This is a genomic window from Shewanella sp. A22 (genome assembly GCF_053850585.1).
Window position 1 is genome coordinate 1 of record NZ_JBSQBN010000034.1, and the last position, 20,869, is coordinate 20,869.

A 20,869-nucleotide genomic window follows, 5' to 3' on the forward strand; every position below is an offset into this window, starting at 1 on the left:
AAGTCTCTTTGAAGTGGTCAATATGCATGGTGAGCTCCCGAAAAAAGGGAGTATAAGATCATAGCTAAATGTTAACGTCAAATCGTGTGTTAAGTTGATTGAAAAACGTTCACGATCTCGCCCTGATCTGCAAGTAATATTAAGTGCCCAATATTAAATGAATGCATTACCTACCTCGAAGAAGGCGACTATATTAGTCAGTGTTGTTGAAATGGAACGGGGTTTAATCATCGAGCGACAAGCTGAAATTAAACACATGAGCAGGCATAGCATAAAGATTAGTAAAGGGCAGATAGAAGAATTACTCAACCAAGGCCTGACCGCAAAAGCTGTGGCCGAATTGTTAAAGATAGGGACGTCTACTTTTTACAAGGTCAAAGCAAGTAATTGAACCACATCCAATAATACATTGCTATTATCCGAGTCATACATCAAACACGGTTACAGAAGCATTCCTCTGCTATAACAACAAAACACTCATTTAAGTGTATTCAGCGCCTTATACCCAAATTTGAGTGCTTAGTCAAACCTTCAAAACCGCATTATTCAATACATAAGGCTCTATTTATTCAGGTATACATGCTGACACTCCATTTTATTAAACTACATTGAAGGTTCTAACTGTAAAGTTCAAAAAGTTTTAAGTTGAAAGTTGATTTTATTCTTTGATAAAACTACTCATTTACAGGCTCATACGTTATAAAGAAATAAACTTACTGTCGAAAGAACATATATGGGAAGGAGTCTATATTGTCTAAATCATTATTTACTAAACCAATCACAATTAAAGCCGCAAATGAGTTTATTAAAAACTTTCACAGGCATCATCGTCCTACTATCAGAAATAGTGGTAGGTGGGCGCTTGCTGCGCTTAATGTAAATGAAGAAATTGTTGGTGTTGTTATCGCAGGCAATCCTGTTTCACCCAATTATATGGATGGTTATACATTAGAGCTAACAAGACTTTGCGTAAAAGAGGGAGCTCCAAAAGGTACTTGTAGTTTTTTATTGGGGAAATGCTGCCATATCTGGAGGACTATGGGCGGTAAAAAATTACTCACATATACACTCGATAGTGAATCTGGCTCATCCTTAAAGGGCGCAGGATGGGATTTAGCTGGTATCGTAAAGCCTCATAATCGTTGGACAAACAGAACTAAAGTCGATGGTATAGAGCGTGCTCATTTACAAGTTTATGAAGTGACTAAAAATCGCTGGGAAAAGGTATTTAAGGAGGTTATATAATGAATGTTATATGTGCTTTTAGCTCCGACAGTAGAGAACTATACAAAGCTGACATCTATAGAGTATTAGCTTTACCAAATGATCATATTGTGCACTTTAGATATAAAACAAAATACGTAGACGATAATCTATTACAAAATACAAATGTGCTGAAAGACCAAAAAATTGCTATATTTTTTACACATGGGAATGGTCTCGGACAAACAGCAACTCAATGTCAGCATTTCTCGGTAAGATGGGCAACAATTACCCAAGTTGAAAAAAGCAGTGAAACTGATGTCTTTCATGTTTACATGAAGCTATTAGATTTCTGCAACGTTGATATTGACTCCGGTAACTCGGTAGAAAAGAGTCCACCAAATAAATTCTTAACGAGATTAAATTGCACAGAAAAAACTGAAAACAAAAATTGGCAATCAAGGGTTCTTGCTATCAAAGACTATTTTCCAGAGATAACATTTTTTCATTTAAAAAAAGTCATCCGTAAAGGTAAAGAAATAAAGATAAACCCGCAAAAAGATGGTAAAGCCTGCTCCTATAAACTCATTCATGGTGAGCGATATACTTTAAAATTGGCGGTTTCTAATCCAAATACATCAAATACACAAATTGAAATATCTGATAGTGGCGATGAAATAACAATCAATTGCATTAACCCTTTTGAATCATCAATTCAATTTGATGATCTTGACATTCCTATTTCGGTAAAAACTCTTCAAGTCTTCAAACAGGCTTCATTATTGAAATTTAAACCGTCTAAAATGAAGAATGACTCAAGTGAACATGAGTTCTTAGGTGAGTACTCTACAAATATTGAATTAAACTTAAACTTAAGTTTAAAAATGCCATTGATATTCGGATTTTTTAGTACATTGGCATTTTGGGCTATTTTATTGGCCAAACCGGCATCAAGTAATACTGTTTGGCCATCGTGCACAATTTTAGCACTTTCCACAGTACTATTTTATATCTCTAGTTCGATGCTATTTTTTCTGTTTAATAAAAAATAAATTATTTGAGACAGCTTCTTATGGGGCTGTCAAATAATTTAATAATTAATCACAGTACAATAGAGCTACTACCACTTTAAGCAGTCTATAATGTCTAAAACATTCTTAAACTCAAATACACCAGCGTATTTTTTTGTAACAGGTGCATTGCTTATTTCATTACCAACAACTCTTTGAATCATATGTAATTCGTTAAATTGTAGTGACTCAGTGATTACTGCAGATCTCAAACTATGGAATGAGAATCTTTGAAATGTATCATTGCATAATGGAATAGATATGTTTTTGAACGAACTGCGAAACTTATCAGTAATATAATGAGCTGTCTTAAACTCTGTAAACAACTTAGCTTTTTCACCTTGAAGATATTTTCTCTTTTCAACAAATTCCAAAAAAACCATCTTAATTAAATTTATATGTATAGGAACCTTTCGTCTCGCATTATTATTTTTACCATCCAAAATGAAGATGCAATGCCTTTTACCCGAAACTTCGAACTGTATTTCAGAATCTTCTAAATTAAAAATTTCTCCCCTTCTAGCCCCCGTATATGCTCCTAGTAAGATAATCCACCGATAATCTGATTCTGGCTGCTCTTTCCAATAGTTCACGATTGAACACATTTGATCAAATGACAAACAAGCATATGGCAAACTCTCGTATTGAACTATTTGCTTTTCAGTATGTGAATTATCTAGCTCAAAGATAACGCTCGTTAAAAAGGTAGAAAAAAGTGACTGAAAGTCTTTAAAAGCTTACTTTACTGTTTTAGAGGAAACAAGATCATCTTCTGGGATTTCAAGGTTCTTAGCCGATTCAACCCACACCGATACATCCCGATTTTTGCAATAGGGATTTATATTTCTCTTAGGCAAATTGGAAAAAACTGTAATTGCATGCTTAATATTAGCTCGAGTAATCGCTTTAATAGGCTTATCCCCAAGTATTAATAATAATATTTGATAATTGCTATACCGTGTAGCAGCAGCTTTTTCAGTTAAGCCTCTTCTTTTTCTACCTTTAGGGATATGGTTACTTCGCCAAACTTTATAGGCCTCTATAGCCTCAGATAGCTTCATGCCACCTGTATTTTCGACAGTTGAATCATTGTTAACCCGATGCTTAATACTTAATTCCTCAAGCGCTAATGTCTGCTTTAGAGCACTTTCACTATCATGTTTGTCACAACCAGAATCATATTTAGTTAAGGATTTCGGTTTACCGTTGTCATGAAATGTCATAACCGTTACTAAATTCATTTGAATTGTTTTAGCCACCAATGAACTCCTTAAATCATCAAATTGACTAAGTACATTATCAACAATCTTTTTAGCTACTCTTGGGGACTTGGTATGAAGACTTTGTCGAATGACAGGCGGTAGGCTTGTTGCTTCTCTTATGATCTTTGGTACGCGTATCCGTAGGTAGTAGATACCATTACGCTGGAGCGTATAGGGGATTGTATGTGTCTCAGTTTGTAGCACAGTTTGTAACATAAAAGGCCTCGCATTGCTGCGAGGCCTTCTATTTCGAAAGGTTTGAGTTGGCCGATAAGCCCTGTGTAACACTAATTTATGATATAACTCTTTGAATCATGAGATTAGCACTCATAATTGTGTGACACAATGTGTGACACCTAATCGACAAAACTACTGGCAGAGACATTCATGAAAAATGCATTACCATTAATAGTTGAGTTACCAAAAATTATTTCTACAGTAGGATGGAAATGGGAAACTTTCAGTCCACACGATCAAGATTTAAAAGAGTTTTGGATTGGAACTGATTTAAATGGAAATCGCTGGCTTACAAAGCTTAGAGGCTCTTTCTATGCTTACCGAGAAATCGTTTTTGCTCACATAGCTCAATCAATGGGAATATCCTGCCAGTCCTCCACATATATGGTTCTAGACTCTGAAAGCGCAACCCTTCTTGATGGGCAAGCTGGTGATGTACATAGTGCTCATTGGTTTATAGAGGAACATTCGATTGAACCATGTAGTGATAGCTGCCCTTATCATCAATTGATGATAACCCCAATATGTACCATAGAGGATTTATATCTCATTAATATCCCGAATATTTTAGATTGGCCTAAGAGCGAATTTCTCGCGTACCTCTTAGGTGCCAATGAAATATCTGACAGGTTATTCACAAAAAACCATGAATTAGTAATCATCGATTCTGAACAAATGTTTTCAACAAATCACCATAATTTTAACACTCTAAATTGGTGGTTCAATCATGATAAAACTCCATCTTCAACTGGGAAAAATATGGTTAAAGAAATTTGCGCTAAGTTTGCATCTTTAGATATCACTGATATAAAAAAAGCGCTAACTGTTCCAGCTGGAATAACCATTCCAAAACATAAACTTAAGCGTGTTTCATCAATTATATGGAATAGCTATGAGTATGCAAAGAAGTACTCATAAAACCGTATATACTTAACGAGTCGTAGTTAAAGGCTCGTGATATCAGCTTCACTTAACAATTATCGTATTAGTAGCGACTAAAAAGCCCCAAATTTCAAAATATCTAAGTTACACAATAACATTATGTAACCTAGGGAAGTCTTTAAAAATAACAATATCGCTTTACTTACTCAAATCACTCCACTAGACTTAATTGTGTAACTTAGCTGAGCCAGTAAAATAGAGGGTTTACAATGAATGAAGTCAATGCAATAAAATCTAAAGCTGACCTTGAACGGGTTGAGACTTTCATCACTAAACACTATTCAGAAGTGATAAGCGATGCTTGGCGGTTTGGTTTACAAGTTTCGTTGAGGGTATCTGATTTACTGGCGATTGAGTTTAGCGACATTAAAAATGACATGCTGACCGTTAAGGCACAGAAAACCAATAAATCAATTCAAATCAGATTAAATGGTAAAGCACTAGATATTGTTAAACGTAGAAAGACCTACGGAAATAAATACTTATTTCAATCCACCAGCAACAGAGCTAAATCGACTAACAAGCCCATAACACGCCAAACACTGAGTAAGGCATTGCAAGATGCTTCAAGTATTATTGATACCGTAATAAACACTCATTCTATGCGTAAAACATGGGGTTATTTTCAATATCGCAATACTAACAATATCGCTTTAGTGCAAAAGGCCTTACAGCATAGCTCAACCGCCCACACACTAAGATACATAGGTATTGACCAAGATGAGTTAAACGATGCCTATACGTGCCTTGAACTGTAATTAAAAGCACCTCATAGCCATTTAAAGCGACTTTTAAATGTTTTAACAACAAAGGGAGGGGGGAGCGGTTTGTTAAGCTTAAATCGCGTCCTATTGCCTACTCGCGGACTTGTTGTTGATAGCGAAGCGTCTTATTTTTTCTTTGCCATAAACTGCAGGTAAATTGTGTAATTTATGCTTTCTAATTGTTGAACACCAGCGCACTCTATTCTCCTCAGTCCATGACCGTTGATTATAATGTAATTCTATTTTTATTTTAGTCCTTTCAATTGCATTATTTAACTTTACCTTGTCCAACTTATCTGTTGAAAACAATTGAAACATTGGAACCATTTGACCGTTGTATCGGTACACTCTTATCCACCAAATTAAAGTTATTTGAGGAAATTGACCAAGAGCTTTTTTACGAATCTTGGTAAAGGCTTCTAATTGTAACCCTCCCTTAAAGCCGCATAAGATACCGATTCAAAATCATGTTTTACGCCCTTCGTAGGTGATTTTTTAAGCAGCTCTTTGGTTTCGGTCAAAAAGCGAGAGAATAAGGACTGGTAGTCTTTTAGCGCTTCAGCAGCTTGTTTAGTTGAAACCAAATCCTCTTCAGGAATAGCTCTTTCTTTAGCTGCTTTAATAAGATTTGTTAGTGAATCCTTGGCATATGGATTCTTATTACGTACGGGTGTATTACTAATAATATCTAAAGCTTCTCTTATTTGAGGGCGAGTAATTTCTGTAATACTAATATCACCAATAATATAAAGTAATATTTCAAAATTTCTTTGCCTCGCTTGTTTGCTTTTATGGGAAATTCCAATAGACCCGTTTGCATTACGGAATAAGTCTCTCCATACAACGTATTGAGACATAGCTTCGGATAATAATATAGAAGAGCTAATTATTTTAGGTGTTACGATTTTACTCATAAGGTGAGGATTATTAAGCATAAAGTTAACAGCCATCTCTAGCTCTTCATTTGGATCTTCACGCTCGAATTTAACATCTCCGATAATAGTCGGAACGGTCATTAAATTCATTTTAAAGGTCATTTCTAATTCTTTAGCCATTACTACACCTTTTAATTCACAAATTTTAGATACAACTATATTGGTGAGTTTTTTTGGCAGCTTCTGGCGATTTTGTTTGTAAACTCTGCCTAACTACAGCAGGTAAACCAGTCATTTGTTGGATTGCTTTCGGTACTCTATACCGCAAGCAATATATGCCATTCCGTTGGAAGGTATGGTGGATTTTCTGTGTCTCAGTTTGTAGCACATCTTGTAGCACAAAGGCCTCGCATAACTGCGAGGCCTCTGTTTACAAAAGGTTGAGTTGGCCGATAAGCCGGGTCCTGTCGTGGACAGTTATTCATCTAGGCCTGCAATCGCTCGCAGGCTCAAGCGACCTACCCGGTTCCAACGCGAGCAGCGCCATACGGAACCCTATTTGGTCTTGCTTCGGGTAGAGTTTACCTTGCTACGGACTATTGCTAGCCGCACGGTGCGCTCTTACCGCACCCTTTCACCCTTACCATTTTAGCCGAGGCCAAAATGGCGGTCTCCTCTCTGCTGCACTTGTCGTCGGTTCACACCGCCCAGGCGTTACCTGGTACCCTGCTCTATGAAGCCCGGACTTTCCTCCCCGTACTTGCGTACGCGGCAACTGTCTGGCCAACTCGGCGCGGATTATAGCCTAAGCAGACCAACAAACCAATGCCAAAGCGATGGGCTTTTTATAAATCCAGTTCTAAACCATATTTATACAGTGCATTTTTCTTTAAACCGTGAATTTGCGCCGCTATCGCTGCGGCCTTTTTAAGCGGTAATTCTTCACTGAGTAGCTTTAAGGTAGCAACCGCAACAGCGGGTACGCCTTCTTCATCAGATAGTGTGAAGCCATGGCACATTATCACCATTTCACCTTTTTGTTGGTTGTCATCTGCTTCAACCTGTGCCAAGACTTCGGCAGCGGTGCCAGATAAAAAAGTCTCGAACGTTTTAGTGACTTCACGAGCCATAACAATTTGTCGGTCTTCACCTAACACTTCAACAATGGCAGCAAGGCTATAAAGAATCCGGTGGGGGGATTCATAAAATATCAGCGTGCGGGAATCTTCTTTCAGAAACTCTAGCTTGTCGATACGGGCTTTTTCTTTTGAAGGTAAAAAACCTTCAAAACTGAAGCGGTCAGACGGTAAGCCTGATGCACTCAAGGCGGTGATAGCAGCACAAGCACCCGGTAGCGGTACAACTCGATGCCCAGCTTGACGAACATGGTTCACTAAGTGATAACCTGGGTCAGAAATCAATGGCGTACCCGCATCTGAAATAAGCGCAATGGATTTTCCTGCATCTAATTGTTCAACTATCCATTGCACTCGGTCACGCTCATTGTGGTCATGCAGTGCGGTTTTGCGGGTCTCAATACCAAAATGACTCAGCAACCTTCCGCTATGGCGAGTGTCTTCGCAGGCGATCAAATCGACCTGTTGTAGCACGTCTAAAGCACGAGCGCTGATGTCGCCAAAATTGCCAATAGGGGTGGGAACAATATACAGCGCAACCATTTGGTCCATAATTACCTCAATAATGAATCTACCTGATACTTTCGCCAAGCGTAAGAGCAGGTTAAACTAGAGCCAGCATCTTACCAGAGTGAAGCCAAGTGTTAAAAAGACTGAATACTACAAAATTCGTGTGCGCGTTGATTTTCTCTGTATTGGTGGTCGGTTGTGCCGCCAAAAAACAGCAGGATAATGTCAACGCAAGCGCATCGCTCGTTGCCGCAGAACATCCGGCTAAAGTTTATTTGGCCCAAGCAACGAAAAGCAGTTTACCAGAAAAGCGCGATCGTTATTTATTACTCGCCGCTCACGCTTATATCAATGATGGTAACTTTAATGCTGCAACTAATGTGCTAACGTCAATGCACAAGTCGATGGTGACCGTGCCATCACTTCAAGCTGAGCATATTTATTTGCGCGCCCGCATTGCAGAAAAAACCAATAACAGCCAAGCCGCTTTAGATATTTTACAATATCCACCTCATTGGCAACTGCCTCGCTGGCAAATGGCGAGTTACCACCAATTTAAAGCCAAGTTGTATAAAAATACTCAGCAACCGATTGATCAAGTTAAGCAACTAAGCTTATTGAGCAATTACTTGCCTAAGTCGGAAACCACTGCCATTAACAATGTTATTTGGAAATTATTGCAACCATTGCATGAAGAAACCGTAAAAACATTTATGCGCGATCCGTCTAACCCTATTTTTGCGGGCTGGTTACAACTGACATTTATTGCTAAACATTATGCTGTTGAACCTACACAATTGGTGCGTTATTTAGGTGAATGGCAGCGTAATAACCCATACCATCCGGGGGCAATGAAACTACCTAATGATTTAGAAAAAGCATTAAATGCCAAACCTTTTAGGCCACAAAATATTGCTGTGCTTTTGCCGTTAACGGGGCCGCGTGCTGCTGTAGCAGACCCTATCCGCCAAGGCATATTGTCTAGCTATCTGTCTGACTATAATGCCAAAGTATCCATTAACTTTTATGACACTCAGCAAGGTGTAGTGGCCGCGTATCAGCAAGCCATCACCAAAGGTGCGGAGTTTATTATTGGGCCATTATTACCCAATGAAGTAGAAGAATTACAGAAAATAAACGACAAACAAAAAAGCACTGTACCTCAGTTATATTTAAATCAAACAGACACATTTACACCGCAATCTAATCAGTTTTATTTTTCATTATCACCGGCACAAGAAGCCAGTGATGCGGCGCAAAAACTGTTTAACGACGGCGTAAAACTGCCATTATTACTCGTCAGTAATGACGCTATCGGTAAGCGGATGGCAGAGAGCTTTAAGCAAACCTGGTTAACCCTAACCAATAATATTGCTGAAGTGCATTATTATGATGCCGGCGATCAAATGAAACTAACCGTGCAAGAGGCATTAGGTGTAAAAAACAGCCAAGCACGCATTGCGAGAATACGTGAGTTATTGGGCAGTCGTGTAGAAGCTGATTTTCGCTCTCGTCAAGATATTGATGCCATTTACATGATTTCAGGCTCGCAAGATTTAGCCTTACTCAAACCTTTTTTAGATGTAAACTTTAGCGTGTTTTCAGAACCCGTCGCCCTGTATACCACCAGCCGTAGCCGCCTTGAAAATGAGTCTGCACAGTCGTCGCAAGAGTTAAACAACTTGATGATTAGCGATATTCCGTGGTTAATGCAATCTAACAGCGAAACGCAAATGGTGTCTGAGTTATGGAATGGTTGGAATAACAGCCAAAAACGCCTATATGTTATGGGTTTTGATGCACTGGAGCTGGTAAATCGTTTGGCACAAATGCGCGCGTTTCCTGGCTATCAATTTATTGGTCGCAGTGGCGCGTTGTCTGTTAAACCAAACGGAGTGATTGACCGCCAACTGTCTTGGGGTAAATATACTCAAGGGCAACTAACACCATTATGAACCGCGGGCAGTTAGCAGAGCAACGGGCACGAACTTATCTTGAACAACAAGGTCTGACGTTTATCGCTGCTAATGTGCGCTATCCATTTGGCGAAATAGATTTGATTATGCGCCAGCAAGATATTTGGGTGTTTGTAGAGGTAAAATTTAGGGCATCAAATCAGTTTGGCGGTGCCTTAAACGCCCTAACAAGCAAGCAAATAACTCGGATACGCTTAGCAGCAGAACATTATTTACAACGACAAAAATTGAATCCACCCTGTCGCTTTGATGTTATTGCGATGAATATTGATGAAATAAACTGGCTACAAGGCTGTTTTTAAGCGGCAATTGATTACCATAACCTTGATTTATGGCATCATGTAGTCAAATTACCAAGTCTCACTGATGAGCAACGATAACGCGGCCAGTCAGAGACATACGTAAACATAATTTAGCGTAAGGATTGTTGCATGTTAGAACGTATTAAAGATAGTTTCACCGAATCGATTCAGACTAAAATTGATGCTGCAGAAGCATTACCTGAGTCAATTGAAAAAGCGGCAGAGATGATGGTGCAATGTCTTCTTGGCGGTAATAAAATTCTGTCATGTGGTAATGGCGGCAGCGCTGGCGATGCTCAACACTTCTCAGCTGAATTATTAAACCGTTATGAAATTGAACGTCCGCCGCTACCTGCTATTGCATTAAGCTGCGACACGTCAACCATTACCGCCATTGCTAACGATTATAGCTACGATGAAATTTTCTCGAAGCAAATTTTCGCACTCGGTCAGCCTGGTGATATTTTATTGGCTATTTCAACCAGTGGTAATTCTGGCAACGTCATAAAAGCCATGGAAGCCGCTTTAAGCCGCGACATGACGATTGTTGCATTAACGGGTAAAGATGGCGGCGCAATGGCTGGCTTGATGAGTGCGGGTGATGTCGAAATCCGTGTACCATCAAACGTCACTGCACGCATTCAAGAAGTGCATTTACTGGTGATTCATTGCTTATGCGATAACATCGATCGCACCTTGTTCCCACAGGATGAACAAGCATGATAAAAGGGTTAGCCATCATCTCAGTCCTCGCGATATTGCAGGGGTGTGCTGGTGCGGTCATGGTTGGTGCTGTTAGTGGTGCCAAGATGGCTAATGATGAACGCAGCATGAGTACTCAAATTAGCGACACTAATGCTGACTTCGTGATTGCCAGTGCATTATCAAAACATGATGACCTGAATAATCAAACCAATATTGCCGCTGTTGTAATTAACAGCAATGTTTTGATGATTGGCCAAGCGCCAAACTCAATGCTACGCGATAAAGCCGTTAAAGTGGTACAAGAGTTACAAATTGGCGGCAAAATACATAACCAAATTCGTATTGGTACGCCAACATCATTTACCACTCGCAGCAACGACACTTGGGTTACCACCAAAGTGAAAGGCCGTATGCTAAATGAAAAATCACTCGACATTACTCGGGTAAAAGTGATTACCGAAAATGGTGAAGTCTTTTTACTGGGATTAATAGACCGCAAACAAGCAGATTTAGCCGTAGAAATTGCACGCAATACTGCTGGCGTTCGTAAGGTGATTAAGGTGTTTGAATATACCGACTCTTAACCCAACGGTACCGAGTTTGTGATAACAATATTAAAATTCATCCTGCATTTTGCTCGATGAATTTTTTTTGGGATCTTTTGGCTTGTATCCACGGAATAATCAGTGACGGTAACACAATAAAGCTGGCCCCAACCCAACTTAAGCCATCTAACCATTCACCAAAAAATAACCACCCAAAGAATACACAAAATAATAACCCTGTATATTCTGCCACCACAATTTGACTGGCTTGCGCCTGACGATAAGCCAACGCGCAAAACCAATGGTACGCGAGTAAAAACACGTTGCTCGATACTGCAATAGCCACTACAGACCAACTGATAGCCTCTATGCCCTGCACCAATACCATTATCAATACCAAAGGAATACTGAGTAAGTTATACAGCATTAATGTCACAATAGGATTTTCTGTACTGGGTAGCTTGCGCAGCGCTAGCTGGTTTATCGCAAATATAAATGCAGAGAAAAGGACAGCCATACCAAACCAGTTAATTTCACTTGGGCGTAGCAAAATAATAATGCCTAGAAAACCCAAAATAGTGACTAACCAATGCACCGCTGTAACGCTTTCTTTCAAAAATAAACATCCCATTAATACAATCATTAACGGCGCTGAATAAAATAACGAGCTCACTGTGGCCATTGGTAATGCAATTAACCCCATAATTAAGCACACCGCACCAATCGCACCGGTGTTTGCGCGCACGAGATGCACCTTCACATGACGGCTAATGGGCCTTTTAGCCGCTAACCAAAAAGGCAGTAGCATAAGCACAGATGCTAATTGCCTGATTAACAAAAATGAGGCTGCGTTACAGCCCTCGGGAAGCCATTTTATAGACACATCATACATTGCACTGAAAAGATTACCGACGACCAATAACATCATGCCAAAGGCTATTGTGGATTTCATGACACTTACAACTTTAAAATTAATAATTGGCTGCATCATATAATTATCATTGCATGACGAATAATGATGTTTTCAATCCATTCATGAGTTAAATTCATACATAATAAGCTTTGCTAAAATTAATTCATATTTAGGCCATATTATGCGCAAACTACCTCCTCTGAGGGCGTTACAAATTTTTGAAGCTGCTGCGAGGCATGCTCATTTTTCTCGGGCGGCAACCGAACTGTGTATAACGCAAAGCGCGGTATCACATCAGGTGCGATTGCTTGAAGCACATTTTGGTGAACAATTATTTGTCCGAGAAGGCAGGCAACTCTGTTTAACCACTAAAGGCAGTGTGCTTTACCATGAATTGGAGCGACTATTTAATGAGTTGAATGATGTAAGCATGCAAATTACTGGTGACAGCAATGATCAACTTCGCTTAGCGGTATACAGTTCATTTGCCATTAAATGGTTAATTCCTCGCCTTAGTGACTTTCACCGCTTATATCCACAGATAAAAATTCGTTTAGATATGATCACCGACGACCCACTGATGAGTGACAGTGTTGCCGACATGTTTATTACAGGCCAACGTGGTCAACCTGGCTATGAGCATCAAATGTTGCACCAAGAAAGGTTAATACCTGTGATTAGCCCAGCGCTGTTAAATCCCGACCAATCAGCACTAAGCGTATTACGACAGCATGCATTACTCACTGTTGACGAAGGACCAATAGGCTTTGATTGGGAGCGTTGGTTAACGGTTAATAACATCAACATATCAACTGACCAGCAACAACACGTATTTAGCCACGTGTTATTAGCAATTGAAGCGGCTATTGCAGGCCAAGGTATCGCGCTGGCGTCAGATTTTATGGTAGAGCGAGATATCAGTAAGGGAGCACTGATCGCGCTTGAGTTACCGGCGATGTTGACGGGTTTTGAATTCAATTTTAGCTGTAAACAGCGACGTTTAAAGGAACCCGCTATCGCCGCTTTTGTGCAATGGTTAACTAAAAAATAAGCCAGCAAAGTGCTGGCTTATAGGTCATAGGCGTTGATGTATGATTTACACGATAAGGCCAATTTTTTCGTACACTTTTTTAATGGTAACTTCGGCACGAGCTTGGGCTTTTTCAGCACCTTCGGCCATCACTTGGCTTAAGAATGCATGGTCGGCGCGGTACTCTTTAAAACGTGCTTGTAACGGCTCAAGCATGCCAACGACGGCTTCACCAGTAGCCACTTTTAAATGACCGTACATTTTGCCTTCAAACTCCGCCTCTAACGACGCAATCGACTGCCCCGTACAACCTGACATTAAGCTAAGCAGGTTTGACACTCCAGGCTTTTGCTCCATATCAAAACGCACTACTGGCGGCTCTTCACTGTCGGTCATGGCTTTTTTTACTTTCTTTAAAATCGCTTTAGGATCTTCAAGCAAACCAATCACGTTATTGCGATTATCGTCAGACTTCGACATTTTCTTAAGTGGGTCTTGCAACGACATAACCTTAGCGCCGTGTTCAGGTATAAACGGTTCTGGAATCGTAAATGTGTTGCCATAAGCATTGTTAAAGCGGGTGGCGATATCGCGGGTGAGTTCTAAATGTTGCTTTTGATCTTGCCCCACAGGGATTTCATTGGCTTGATAAAGCAAAATATCTGCCGCCATGAGCACCGGATAACCATATAAACCAACGTTAATATTATTGGCATGCTTTAACGACTTATCTTTAAACTGGGTCATGCGATTTAACTCACCCATTTGGGTATAGCAGTTTAATACCCATCCAAGTTGAGTATGTTGCGGCACTTGCGACTGAATAAACACAGTACTTTTTTTCGGGTCAACGCCACATGCTAAATACAGTGCCAGTGTATCTAAACAGGCTTCACGCAAGAGTTTAGGGTCTTGGCGAACCGTAATAGCGTGCAAATCAACGACGCAATATAAGCAATCATGGCTATCTTGCATGGCAACCCATTGACGAAGCGCGCCCATATAATTACCTATGGTTAATTCGCCTGATGGCTGCGCACCGCTGAGAACTATGGGTTTAGTCATGTGTTTTATTGCTCCAGATTATCTTTTAAATTGCTATTTTTATGAAAGTAAGTACTGCTTTATATCGGTAAAGTGTTCGCAGACTGCATTGGGATTGCTAAGACCGATATCTTCGCCGTAGTTGTATCCGTAGGTCAAGCCAATAGACATAACATTCGCGGCTTTGGCTGCTAAAATATCATTCTTTGAATCACCAATCATCAGTAAATGTGCTTCATCCAATTGCCATTGTTTAAGCAAATGCTGTAATGGCATTGGATCGGGTTTCATTTTGGCTAATGAATCACCACCGAGTACTTCGCAAAACAGGCCGTCGAGACCAAAAGAGGTTAATAACGACACGGTAAAACGGTAAGGTTTATTGGTCACAATAGCCAGTTTAAAACCCGCTTGCTTTAACTGTTGTAATGTTGCTAAAACTCCTGGGTACAAACGGCTATGTTTTTGTAAATGCTCACCATAATGATGCATAAACTGCGGCATTGTTTGCTCAAGTAATGTCTGCAACTCTGGGGAGTTTTCTGGCATGGCTGACACATAACTGAGTGCCCGCTGCATTAACACTTGCGCACCATTACCCACCCAACTTAGCACTAGCGCTTCTGTCACTGGTGGATATTGATTTTGTGCTAAGGTCGCATTAGTGGCTGCAGTTAAGTCCGGCACACTGTCAATGAGTGTGCCATCTAAATCAAACGCGATTGCGCGAATATTTGACCATTGCTTCATGTTGAGTCTCATTTATACAAATAAAAATTATGATACTGTGGCGAGCTCTGCACGCATTTGATCAACAACAACTTTATAATCTGGTTGATTAAAAATAGCCGAACCAGCAACAAACATATCCGCACCTGCTGCTGCAATTTCGGCAATATTATCAACCTTCACGCCACCATCAACTTCTAAGCGAATATCAAAACCACTGGCATCAATAAGCGCACGAACCTGACGAAGCTTTTCCAAAGTGTGTGGAATAAACGATTGTCCACCAAAACCTGGGTTAACAGACATCAATAAAATGACATCAAGCTTGTCCATAACATGATCTAAATAATGCAGTGGCGTAGCAGGATTAAACACTAAGCCAGCTTTACAGCCCGACTCTTTAATCAGCTGCAATGTGCGATCAACATGTTCGGAAGCTTCTGGATGAAAAGTAATAATAGAAGCGCCTGCTTTAGCAAAGTCAGGAATAATGCGATCAACCGGTTTTACCATTAAATGCACATCAATGTCTGCAGTGATGCCGTATTGACGTAACGCCGTGCATACCATTGGGCCAATGGTTAAATTAGGAACATAGTGATTGTCCATCACATCAAAATGAACAACATCCGAACCCGCATCTAATACGGCTTTAACATCGTCACCTAAACGGGCAAAATCGGCGGACAAAATTGATGGTGCTATTAAAAATGGGCGCATAATCTTCTCTATTGGCAGATCTAAGTGACGACATTTTACCCTTTGCTGCAGCAAGCCTCTAGTCTCACAAAGGAAATATGCCATTTATAAGCGCATTTTAATCAAAAACTAGAGCAGAAGTCGGATCTGTTACTATTTACCCATAAACAAGTGTTCAATAACTAAGCTATTTTGCTATAATCGAAAATGTTGTTATCTTAGTGATCCAACTGCAGATATATTTGTCTGTTGCATCAATAGAGTATAAACCACAGATAGGCGACCATTATGGTTAAGCACTTACTACGCAAACTGTTAAATCGTGAAGGCAAGTTATTGCCTGCACCCGTTTATGCTGTATTCGCAACGTCTGCTTTAGCATTATTATTAAGCCAAGTATTAATGGTTACGGAAAGTAATTCTGCCGAAAGTAAAGCCTGCGTGTGCAATAGCACCAATAACTATAATGCCAACTTACCAAGCAGTCACCCTTCTAACCGTTGTGCAGAACAAGCAAACGATGTCAGTTGGGGTAATTGGGTAACGGGAAATAGCCGCTCAAGCCAATTTCACTTTATTGATTTAATTGAGCTGATCCACGGGCATAAAGAGAAACCATTAAACGGTATGCCTACCTCTAGCAGCCCAAATCAGATATCTCGCTAATGTCTATTTGGCGTGTATTTAGTAGCACTGTTGCAGCCTTCTTTGGTGTGCAAACAGAGCAAAATCGTCAGAAAGATTTTCAAACTCAGTCCCCATTGCCATTTATTATTATGGGGGTCCTTCTTGCTATTGCATTAGTATTCGGATTAATTTTGATTGTTAATCAAGTATTAAGTTAATCTTCACTCATTATACATCCATTGTTACAACACTATTCTTCTTCTCGATAATGATGATCGTATAAGGCCATTATTTCATCGACTTTATTACGAGAACTGCCCTTTTGACTGATATTTCGTTGCACCGAAATAGTTGAAAAAGATGCACCTCGATATAATTCACGCGTTAACGGAATATCATGATTACTGATTAACACAGGAATGTTACGTTCATGGGCAATTAGCCGCGAGTGGCGAGCAAGTAATGCTTGATCATCTAAGCTAAAACCAGGACCGGCATAAGTGGTAAAACTGGCGGTTGTTGATAACGGCGCATAAGGTGGATCACAATAAATAACGTCACCGTTATTCGCCATCTCAAAAGCTTGTTCATAGCTAATACATTTAAAAGTCGCTTTTTGCGCTTTTAATGAAAAATAACGAATTTCAGCTTCTGGGAAATACGGCTTTTTATACGAACCAAATGGTACGTTAAAACCGCCTTTGCGGTTATATCGGCATAAGCCGTTAAACCCATGACGATTCATGTATAAAAAATAGACTGACCGAATAAAAGGATCACGGCACAGATTGAATTCAGCCCTCACACGATAATAAGCATCTTTGTCATTCATCTCATCGACAAACATCGCCTTTGCCGCTTGAATATATTCTTCAGGCTTTTGTTGAACAATTTGATATAGATTAATTAAGTCTTGGTTAATATCACACAATAAATAATCATCAAATTGCGTATTGAGGAATACCGAACCCGCCCCAACGAAAGGCTCAATCAGTCGATTTCCCGCTGGAAGGTATTTTGCTAGCTCATCGACGAGTTTGTATTTACCGCCCGCCCATTTAAGAAAGGCTCTATGCTTTTTTGTCATGAATAAGAAATATGCCAGCAAAATTAAAGCTGATGATTGTACTCTGTTTAACAAAAATTATCATCGGATAAAGCAGATTAATTATGTTGATATTTCATATTATTGGCTGATAGTTAGACAGATATAATATGATTAATCTTGTTGCTTATAATCACTTAAATCAGCCCATTTTCTTACCCAAGGAGCAGCTAAACCATATTGATTCTGAAGATTTTTAGCTTTTGCATTAGCAGCTGTCGCGCTATCAAAATCCCCTAAAAATAATACATAGCGTTGCTTGTCACTCATGATGTAAATCTGTGACTCTTGCGCCAGTTTAGCTAAAATAGGAACCAGCGAGGCTTTGTCATTAACGCTTGCTAGTTGCAAAGTAAATCCTTTCGCTTTCACGTTAGGAGTATTATCGCGCTCAATAAGCTCGCTGGGTTGACTTACTTTGTTCACTTGCGCTTTGGGTTGGCTTGCTTGGACAGACAAGCCCGCCAATGACGAACTGACGCTAATGTCAGTGTAGTTGTCTGCGGCTGGAGTATTAGTCTTTTCTGGTGAGGTTTGCTCTACGATAGGAATGTCTGGTGATATTTGATCTTTAATCAATACCTTCGCTTGTTCACTGGCGTCTGACTTTATAAAATTTAGTTGTCGTTTAGCAAAGTAATCCTTCAAGTTATTGTCTGCATAAAGAGAGAGAAATTGCTGTGCTTTTTCACGCACACCTGCTTGTTCTGCCGTTAATGTTGGTGCAGGTGATATTGAAACGGGCACAGGAAATTGCATGCTAATGAAAACCCCAACGGCAATACACACCAATAGGCAAATCGACATTGCCAACAACTTAATAGACAAAGGCCATGCATTTTTTTCGGAGTGCGGCTCTTCTAATGCTAACGCTAATAGCTTAACAACCTCCGCAGGTGTGCCCTGTTGTTTCTCTAATTGTTTGTGGATAATTTCACGTGGAATAAATGGGGTTTGTTTACTCCTAAGTAGCAAGCTCTGGTACAAACCATCACGTTCAGGAATAGATAAAGGCTCAATGGTAACAGGCAGTAACTTGGCCCGTGTATCATCTGTTAAATCAGCCACTAAGGTATGCCAAAAACGGGGAGTAACTGTCATAGTGACGGCCACAGGTTTTCCAGCACAGTATATTTGACTCAATAGAATGCATTCAGCCCAAATATCTTTTGGCAACAAATGTGCGTCATCAATAATGATATGCAACGGCTTTTTTAAACTCGATTGGACTCTGAGAACGGTATCCATTAAAGGGCGTTCGTCATCAAAAATGGGAGCTGAGATTAACTGAACTAAAATTTTGCGGCGGATTTCAGCACTGTCTACATGTTGAGGACAAATAATTAACGCTGAATTATAGTCATCTAACTCACTTGCTAATGCCGCAGTGAGTGTTGACTTACCCGAACCATCGCCACCACAAATAACCAACAGCTGTTCACTATAACTAGCAATATGCTGTAAACGCTGAACCAGCGCTTCTTGGGTAGGAAGTAACAATAGTCCTGGAGTCGTCAATGATTCACCACACTATAATTGATATGTAGCATAGTAATAACGTTATTCGCAGTTAATGACCTGTTGCAGTAAGTCTTCACTTACCTCACTAAAGACATCAGCTTGCCCTATGCTAGTCGGTAATACTAAGCGGATTTTGCCCCCTAATACTTTTTTATCGCGGCGCATATGCTTGATAAACTGCTCAAAGCCCATCGACTCAGGAGCCGTTATCGGCAAATCAAACGCGAGCATCAGCTGACATATACGTTCGACACTTTGCTCATCTAACAAATTAAGCTTGTATGCTGTTTGCGCAGCAAGCACCGTCCCTGCAGCAACGGCTTCACCATGCAACCAAACACCGTAGCCCATTTCCGCTTCAATCGCGTGCCCGAAGGTATGCCCAAGGTTTAATAATGCTCTTACACCTTGTTCAGTTTCATCTTGCTCAACAACATCAGCTTTAATTTGGCAACATTTTGCAATCGCATAGGTTAACGCGTCGGTTTGAAGCGACTTCAATGCCTCAACGTTTTCTTCAAGCCATTGAAAAAAATCAGCATCCCAAATTATACCGTACTTAATGACTTCAGCCATACCTGCGGCAAACTCATTTGCAGGTAATGTCTTCAAGCAAAGCGTATCAATAATTACTGATTTAGGTTGATAAAATGCGCCTATCATATTTTTCCCAAGTGGATGATTGACTGCCGTTTTCCCCCCTACAGAAGAATCAACTTGGGACAACAATGTCGTTGGTATTTGAATAAAATCAATTCCACGCTGATAACACGCAGCAGCAAAACCGGTCATATCACCAACAACACCACCACCTAGTGCGACTAAGACTGAGTCTCGAGCAAAATTATGCTCAAGTAACCCAGTAAAAATACGATCTAGATGTTGTAAATCTTTAAATTTTTCGCCATCCGGCAAAATAACCGTTTCAATGCGCGCGCAAACGCTCATCGCTTGTTGTATCTTTGTAAGATACAACGGAGCAATGGTGTCATTTGAAACAATTAAGGCTTTTTTGTTTGTTAGGTAGCGAGTCAATAACTCACTATCATTCATCAAATCCTGGCCAATATAAATGGGGTAACTTCTATCACCTAATTGAACCTGAATTTGTTGCATGTTGTTACCTAAAAGCCTAGTTGCTCGATAATTTGGTTTGCGACGATTTTCGCGCTTTGCTCATCTGTCTTAACGATAACATCCGCAATTTCCTCATATAAAGGATTACGGACCTCCGCTAAGCTTTCGAGCACTTCACGTGGATCATCTACTTGTAACAACGGGCGACGCTTATCACGCTGAGTACGCGCAACTTGCTTGTCGATTGTTGTTTCTAAGTAAACCACTATACCTCGAGCAGAAAGATAGTTACGGATATCTTTACTCTGAACAGAACCACCACCTGTTGCGAGAACGATACCTTGCCTTTCTGAAAGATCAGCGATGACTTGAGCTTCACGACGACGGAAGCCTTCTTCACCTTCAACATCGAACACCCAGGCAATATCTGCTCCGGTACGTTGTTCAATCTCGTGATCTGAATCGTGGAAATCTAAATGCAGCATTTGTGCCAGATGGCGACCAATTGTGCTTTTACCTGCGCCCATAGGGCCTACCAGAAAAATATTACGTTTTTCAGCCATTTCGTATACGTCTGAATCTTATATGGAAGAATGC

At 40.1% G+C, this 20,869-nt stretch carries 25 protein-coding genes, 1 other RNA gene and 1 pseudogene; 12 read left to right on the forward strand and 15 right to left on the reverse strand.

From position 1 onward, the window contains the following. Positions 1 to 256 precede the first annotated feature (256 nt). The 3 genes from ACWXWT_RS08310 to ACWXWT_RS08320 all read left to right on the forward strand — a co-directional run bounded on the left by ACWXWT_RS08310 (position 257) and on the right by ACWXWT_RS08320 (position 2,255). A complete protein-coding gene (locus tag ACWXWT_RS08310; RefSeq protein WP_456041178.1) occupies positions 257 to 391 on the forward strand; it encodes a helix-turn-helix domain-containing protein in 135 nt (44 codons plus the stop codon). 359 nt (positions 392 to 750) lie between these two features. Continuing rightward, positions 751 to 1,245 carry an XF1762 family protein gene (locus ACWXWT_RS08315; protein WP_456041144.1) on the forward strand — a complete coding sequence of 165 codons (495 nt, stop codon included), beginning with the start codon at positions 751 to 753 and terminating at the stop codon, positions 1,243 to 1,245. After that, a complete protein-coding gene (locus ACWXWT_RS08320; protein ID WP_456041145.1) occupies positions 1,245 to 2,255 on the forward strand; it encodes a hypothetical protein in 1,011 nt (336 codons plus the stop codon). Before ACWXWT_RS08315 ends, ACWXWT_RS08320 begins: the two co-directional genes overlap by 1 nt. 68 nt (positions 2,256 to 2,323) lie before the next feature. Here the strand turns inward: ACWXWT_RS08320 and ACWXWT_RS08325 are convergent, their stop codons facing one another. The 3 genes and pseudogenes from ACWXWT_RS08325 to ACWXWT_RS08335 all read right to left on the reverse strand — a co-directional run. Beyond that, the gene (locus ACWXWT_RS08325; protein ID WP_456041146.1) at positions 2,324 to 2,908 is read right to left on the reverse strand and encodes a tyrosine-type recombinase/integrase; all 585 of its coding nucleotides are present in this window, start codon (positions 2,906 to 2,908) and stop codon (positions 2,324 to 2,326) included. A 102-nt stretch (positions 2,909 to 3,010) separates the two neighbouring features. Further along, positions 3,011 to 3,532 carry a hypothetical protein gene (locus tag ACWXWT_RS08330; RefSeq protein ID WP_456041180.1) on the reverse strand — a complete coding sequence of 174 codons (522 nt, stop codon included), beginning with the start codon at positions 3,530 to 3,532 and terminating at the stop codon, positions 3,011 to 3,013. Positions 3,533 to 3,559: 27 nt separating this feature from the next. Continuing rightward, positions 3,560 to 3,751, reverse strand: a pseudogene (locus tag ACWXWT_RS08335) (DUF6538 domain-containing protein); the annotation flags it as partial. A 171-nt stretch (positions 3,752 to 3,922) separates the two neighbouring features. On the opposite strand from ACWXWT_RS08335, the gene ACWXWT_RS08340 reads away from it, so the two are divergent. Both ACWXWT_RS08340 and ACWXWT_RS08345 read left to right on the forward strand, forming a co-directional pair. Then, positions 3,923 to 4,690, forward strand: a complete 768-nt coding sequence (locus ACWXWT_RS08340) for a hypothetical protein (RefSeq protein ID WP_456041147.1) — start codon at positions 3,923 to 3,925, stop codon at positions 4,688 to 4,690. Between the two features lie 233 nt (positions 4,691 to 4,923). Next, positions 4,924 to 5,472: a tyrosine-type recombinase/integrase gene (locus tag ACWXWT_RS08345; RefSeq protein ID WP_101087292.1), complete on the forward strand. Its 549-nt coding sequence runs from the start codon at positions 4,924 to 4,926 to the stop codon at positions 5,470 to 5,472. Between the two features lie 425 nt (positions 5,473 to 5,897). Here the strand turns inward: ACWXWT_RS08345 and ACWXWT_RS08350 are convergent, their stop codons facing one another. From ACWXWT_RS08350 to rsmI, 4 genes are all read right to left on the reverse strand, one after another. Beyond that, positions 5,898 to 6,533, reverse strand: a complete 636-nt coding sequence (locus ACWXWT_RS08350) for a hypothetical protein (RefSeq protein ID WP_456041148.1) — start codon at positions 6,531 to 6,533, stop codon at positions 5,898 to 5,900. Positions 6,534 to 6,558: 25 nt separating this feature from the next. Next, entirely contained in the window at positions 6,559 to 6,753 is a 195-nt protein-coding gene (locus tag ACWXWT_RS08355) for a DUF6538 domain-containing protein (protein WP_456041149.1), read from the reverse strand. A gap of 37 nt (positions 6,754 to 6,790) precedes the next feature. Continuing rightward, positions 6,791 to 7,144, reverse strand: an RNA gene (rnpB, locus tag ACWXWT_RS08360) — RNase P RNA component class A. Positions 7,145 to 7,198: 54 nt separating this feature from the next. Beyond that, the gene (gene rsmI / locus ACWXWT_RS08365) at positions 7,199 to 8,041 is read right to left on the reverse strand and encodes a 16S rRNA (cytidine(1402)-2'-O)-methyltransferase (RefSeq protein ID WP_456041150.1); all 843 of its coding nucleotides are present in this window, start codon (positions 8,039 to 8,041) and stop codon (positions 7,199 to 7,201) included. An 89-nt stretch (positions 8,042 to 8,130) separates the two neighbouring features. Here rsmI and ACWXWT_RS08370 point away from each other — a divergent pair, with 89 nt between their 5' ends. From ACWXWT_RS08370 to ACWXWT_RS08385, 4 genes are all read left to right on the forward strand, one after another. Continuing rightward, the gene (locus ACWXWT_RS08370) at positions 8,131 to 9,954 is read left to right on the forward strand and encodes a penicillin-binding protein activator (RefSeq protein WP_456041151.1); all 1,824 of its coding nucleotides are present in this window, start codon (positions 8,131 to 8,133) and stop codon (positions 9,952 to 9,954) included. Then, positions 9,951 to 10,277 carry a YraN family protein gene (locus ACWXWT_RS08375; RefSeq protein ID WP_456041152.1) on the forward strand — a complete coding sequence of 109 codons (327 nt, stop codon included), beginning with the start codon at positions 9,951 to 9,953 and terminating at the stop codon, positions 10,275 to 10,277. Before ACWXWT_RS08370 ends, ACWXWT_RS08375 begins: the two co-directional genes overlap by 4 nt. 129 nt (positions 10,278 to 10,406) lie before the next feature. Continuing rightward, on the forward strand, positions 10,407 to 11,000 hold the full coding sequence (locus ACWXWT_RS08380) for a phosphoheptose isomerase (RefSeq protein WP_456041153.1): 594 nt from the start codon (positions 10,407 to 10,409) through the stop codon (positions 10,998 to 11,000). Continuing rightward, positions 10,997 to 11,566 (forward strand): BON domain-containing protein, encoded by a 570-nt coding sequence (locus tag ACWXWT_RS08385; RefSeq protein WP_456041154.1) that lies wholly within the window; start codon positions 10,997 to 10,999, stop codon positions 11,564 to 11,566. The genes ACWXWT_RS08380 and ACWXWT_RS08385 overlap by 4 nt, the downstream gene beginning before the upstream one ends. A gap of 37 nt (positions 11,567 to 11,603) precedes the next feature. On the opposite strand, the gene ACWXWT_RS08390 is transcribed toward ACWXWT_RS08385, so the two are convergent. After that, complete coding sequence (locus ACWXWT_RS08390) at positions 11,604 to 12,479, reverse strand: DMT family transporter (protein ID WP_456041179.1); 876 nt, start codon at positions 12,477 to 12,479, stop codon at positions 11,604 to 11,606. Between the two features lie 142 nt (positions 12,480 to 12,621). Between ACWXWT_RS08390 and ACWXWT_RS08395 the strand changes: the two genes are divergently transcribed. Beyond that, positions 12,622 to 13,491 carry a LysR substrate-binding domain-containing protein gene (locus tag ACWXWT_RS08395; RefSeq protein ID WP_456041155.1) on the forward strand — a complete coding sequence of 290 codons (870 nt, stop codon included), beginning with the start codon at positions 12,622 to 12,624 and terminating at the stop codon, positions 13,489 to 13,491. Positions 13,492 to 13,536: 45 nt separating this feature from the next. Here the strand turns inward: ACWXWT_RS08395 and trpS are convergent, their stop codons facing one another. The 3 genes from trpS to rpe are packed head-to-tail and all read right to left on the reverse strand — an operon-like array spanning position 13,537 to position 15,963. Continuing rightward, entirely contained in the window at positions 13,537 to 14,535 is a 999-nt protein-coding gene (trpS, locus tag ACWXWT_RS08400) for a tryptophan--tRNA ligase (protein ID WP_456041156.1), read from the reverse strand. 39 nt (positions 14,536 to 14,574) lie between these two features. Then, positions 14,575 to 15,264 (reverse strand): phosphoglycolate phosphatase, encoded by a 690-nt coding sequence (locus ACWXWT_RS08405; RefSeq protein WP_456041157.1) that lies wholly within the window; start codon positions 15,262 to 15,264, stop codon positions 14,575 to 14,577. Between the two features lie 27 nt (positions 15,265 to 15,291). Further along, the gene (gene rpe / locus ACWXWT_RS08410) at positions 15,292 to 15,963 is read right to left on the reverse strand and encodes a ribulose-phosphate 3-epimerase (RefSeq protein ID WP_456041158.1); all 672 of its coding nucleotides are present in this window, start codon (positions 15,961 to 15,963) and stop codon (positions 15,292 to 15,294) included. A 267-nt stretch (positions 15,964 to 16,230) separates the two neighbouring features. Between rpe and ACWXWT_RS08415 the strand changes: the two genes are divergently transcribed. Together ACWXWT_RS08415 and ACWXWT_RS08420 are read left to right on the forward strand one after the other, a co-directional pair. After that, a complete protein-coding gene (locus ACWXWT_RS08415; protein ID WP_456041159.1) occupies positions 16,231 to 16,608 on the forward strand; it encodes a hypothetical protein in 378 nt (125 codons plus the stop codon). Further along, positions 16,608 to 16,787, forward strand: a complete 180-nt coding sequence (locus ACWXWT_RS08420) for a DUF2970 domain-containing protein (protein ID WP_456041160.1) — start codon at positions 16,608 to 16,610, stop codon at positions 16,785 to 16,787. Before ACWXWT_RS08415 ends, ACWXWT_RS08420 begins: the two co-directional genes overlap by 1 nt. A gap of 32 nt (positions 16,788 to 16,819) precedes the next feature. Here ACWXWT_RS08420 and ACWXWT_RS08425 read toward each other — a convergent pair whose 3' ends face one another. The 4 genes from ACWXWT_RS08425 to aroK all read right to left on the reverse strand — a co-directional run bounded on the left by ACWXWT_RS08425 (position 16,820) and on the right by aroK (position 20,835). After that, entirely contained in the window at positions 16,820 to 17,656 is an 837-nt protein-coding gene (locus tag ACWXWT_RS08425; RefSeq protein ID WP_456041161.1) for a Dam family site-specific DNA-(adenine-N6)-methyltransferase, read from the reverse strand. 132 nt (positions 17,657 to 17,788) lie between these two features. Then, the gene (locus ACWXWT_RS08430) at positions 17,789 to 19,192 is read right to left on the reverse strand and encodes an AAA family ATPase (protein ID WP_456041162.1); all 1,404 of its coding nucleotides are present in this window, start codon (positions 19,190 to 19,192) and stop codon (positions 17,789 to 17,791) included. 42 nt (positions 19,193 to 19,234) lie between these two features. Continuing rightward, on the reverse strand, positions 19,235 to 20,311 hold the full coding sequence (aroB, locus tag ACWXWT_RS08435) for a 3-dehydroquinate synthase (RefSeq protein ID WP_456041163.1): 1,077 nt from the start codon (positions 20,309 to 20,311) through the stop codon (positions 19,235 to 19,237). A gap of 8 nt (positions 20,312 to 20,319) precedes the next feature. After that, on the reverse strand, positions 20,320 to 20,835 hold the full coding sequence (gene aroK / locus ACWXWT_RS08440) for a shikimate kinase AroK (RefSeq protein ID WP_456041164.1): 516 nt from the start codon (positions 20,833 to 20,835) through the stop codon (positions 20,320 to 20,322). Between the last annotated feature and the right edge of the window lie 34 nt (positions 20,836 to 20,869).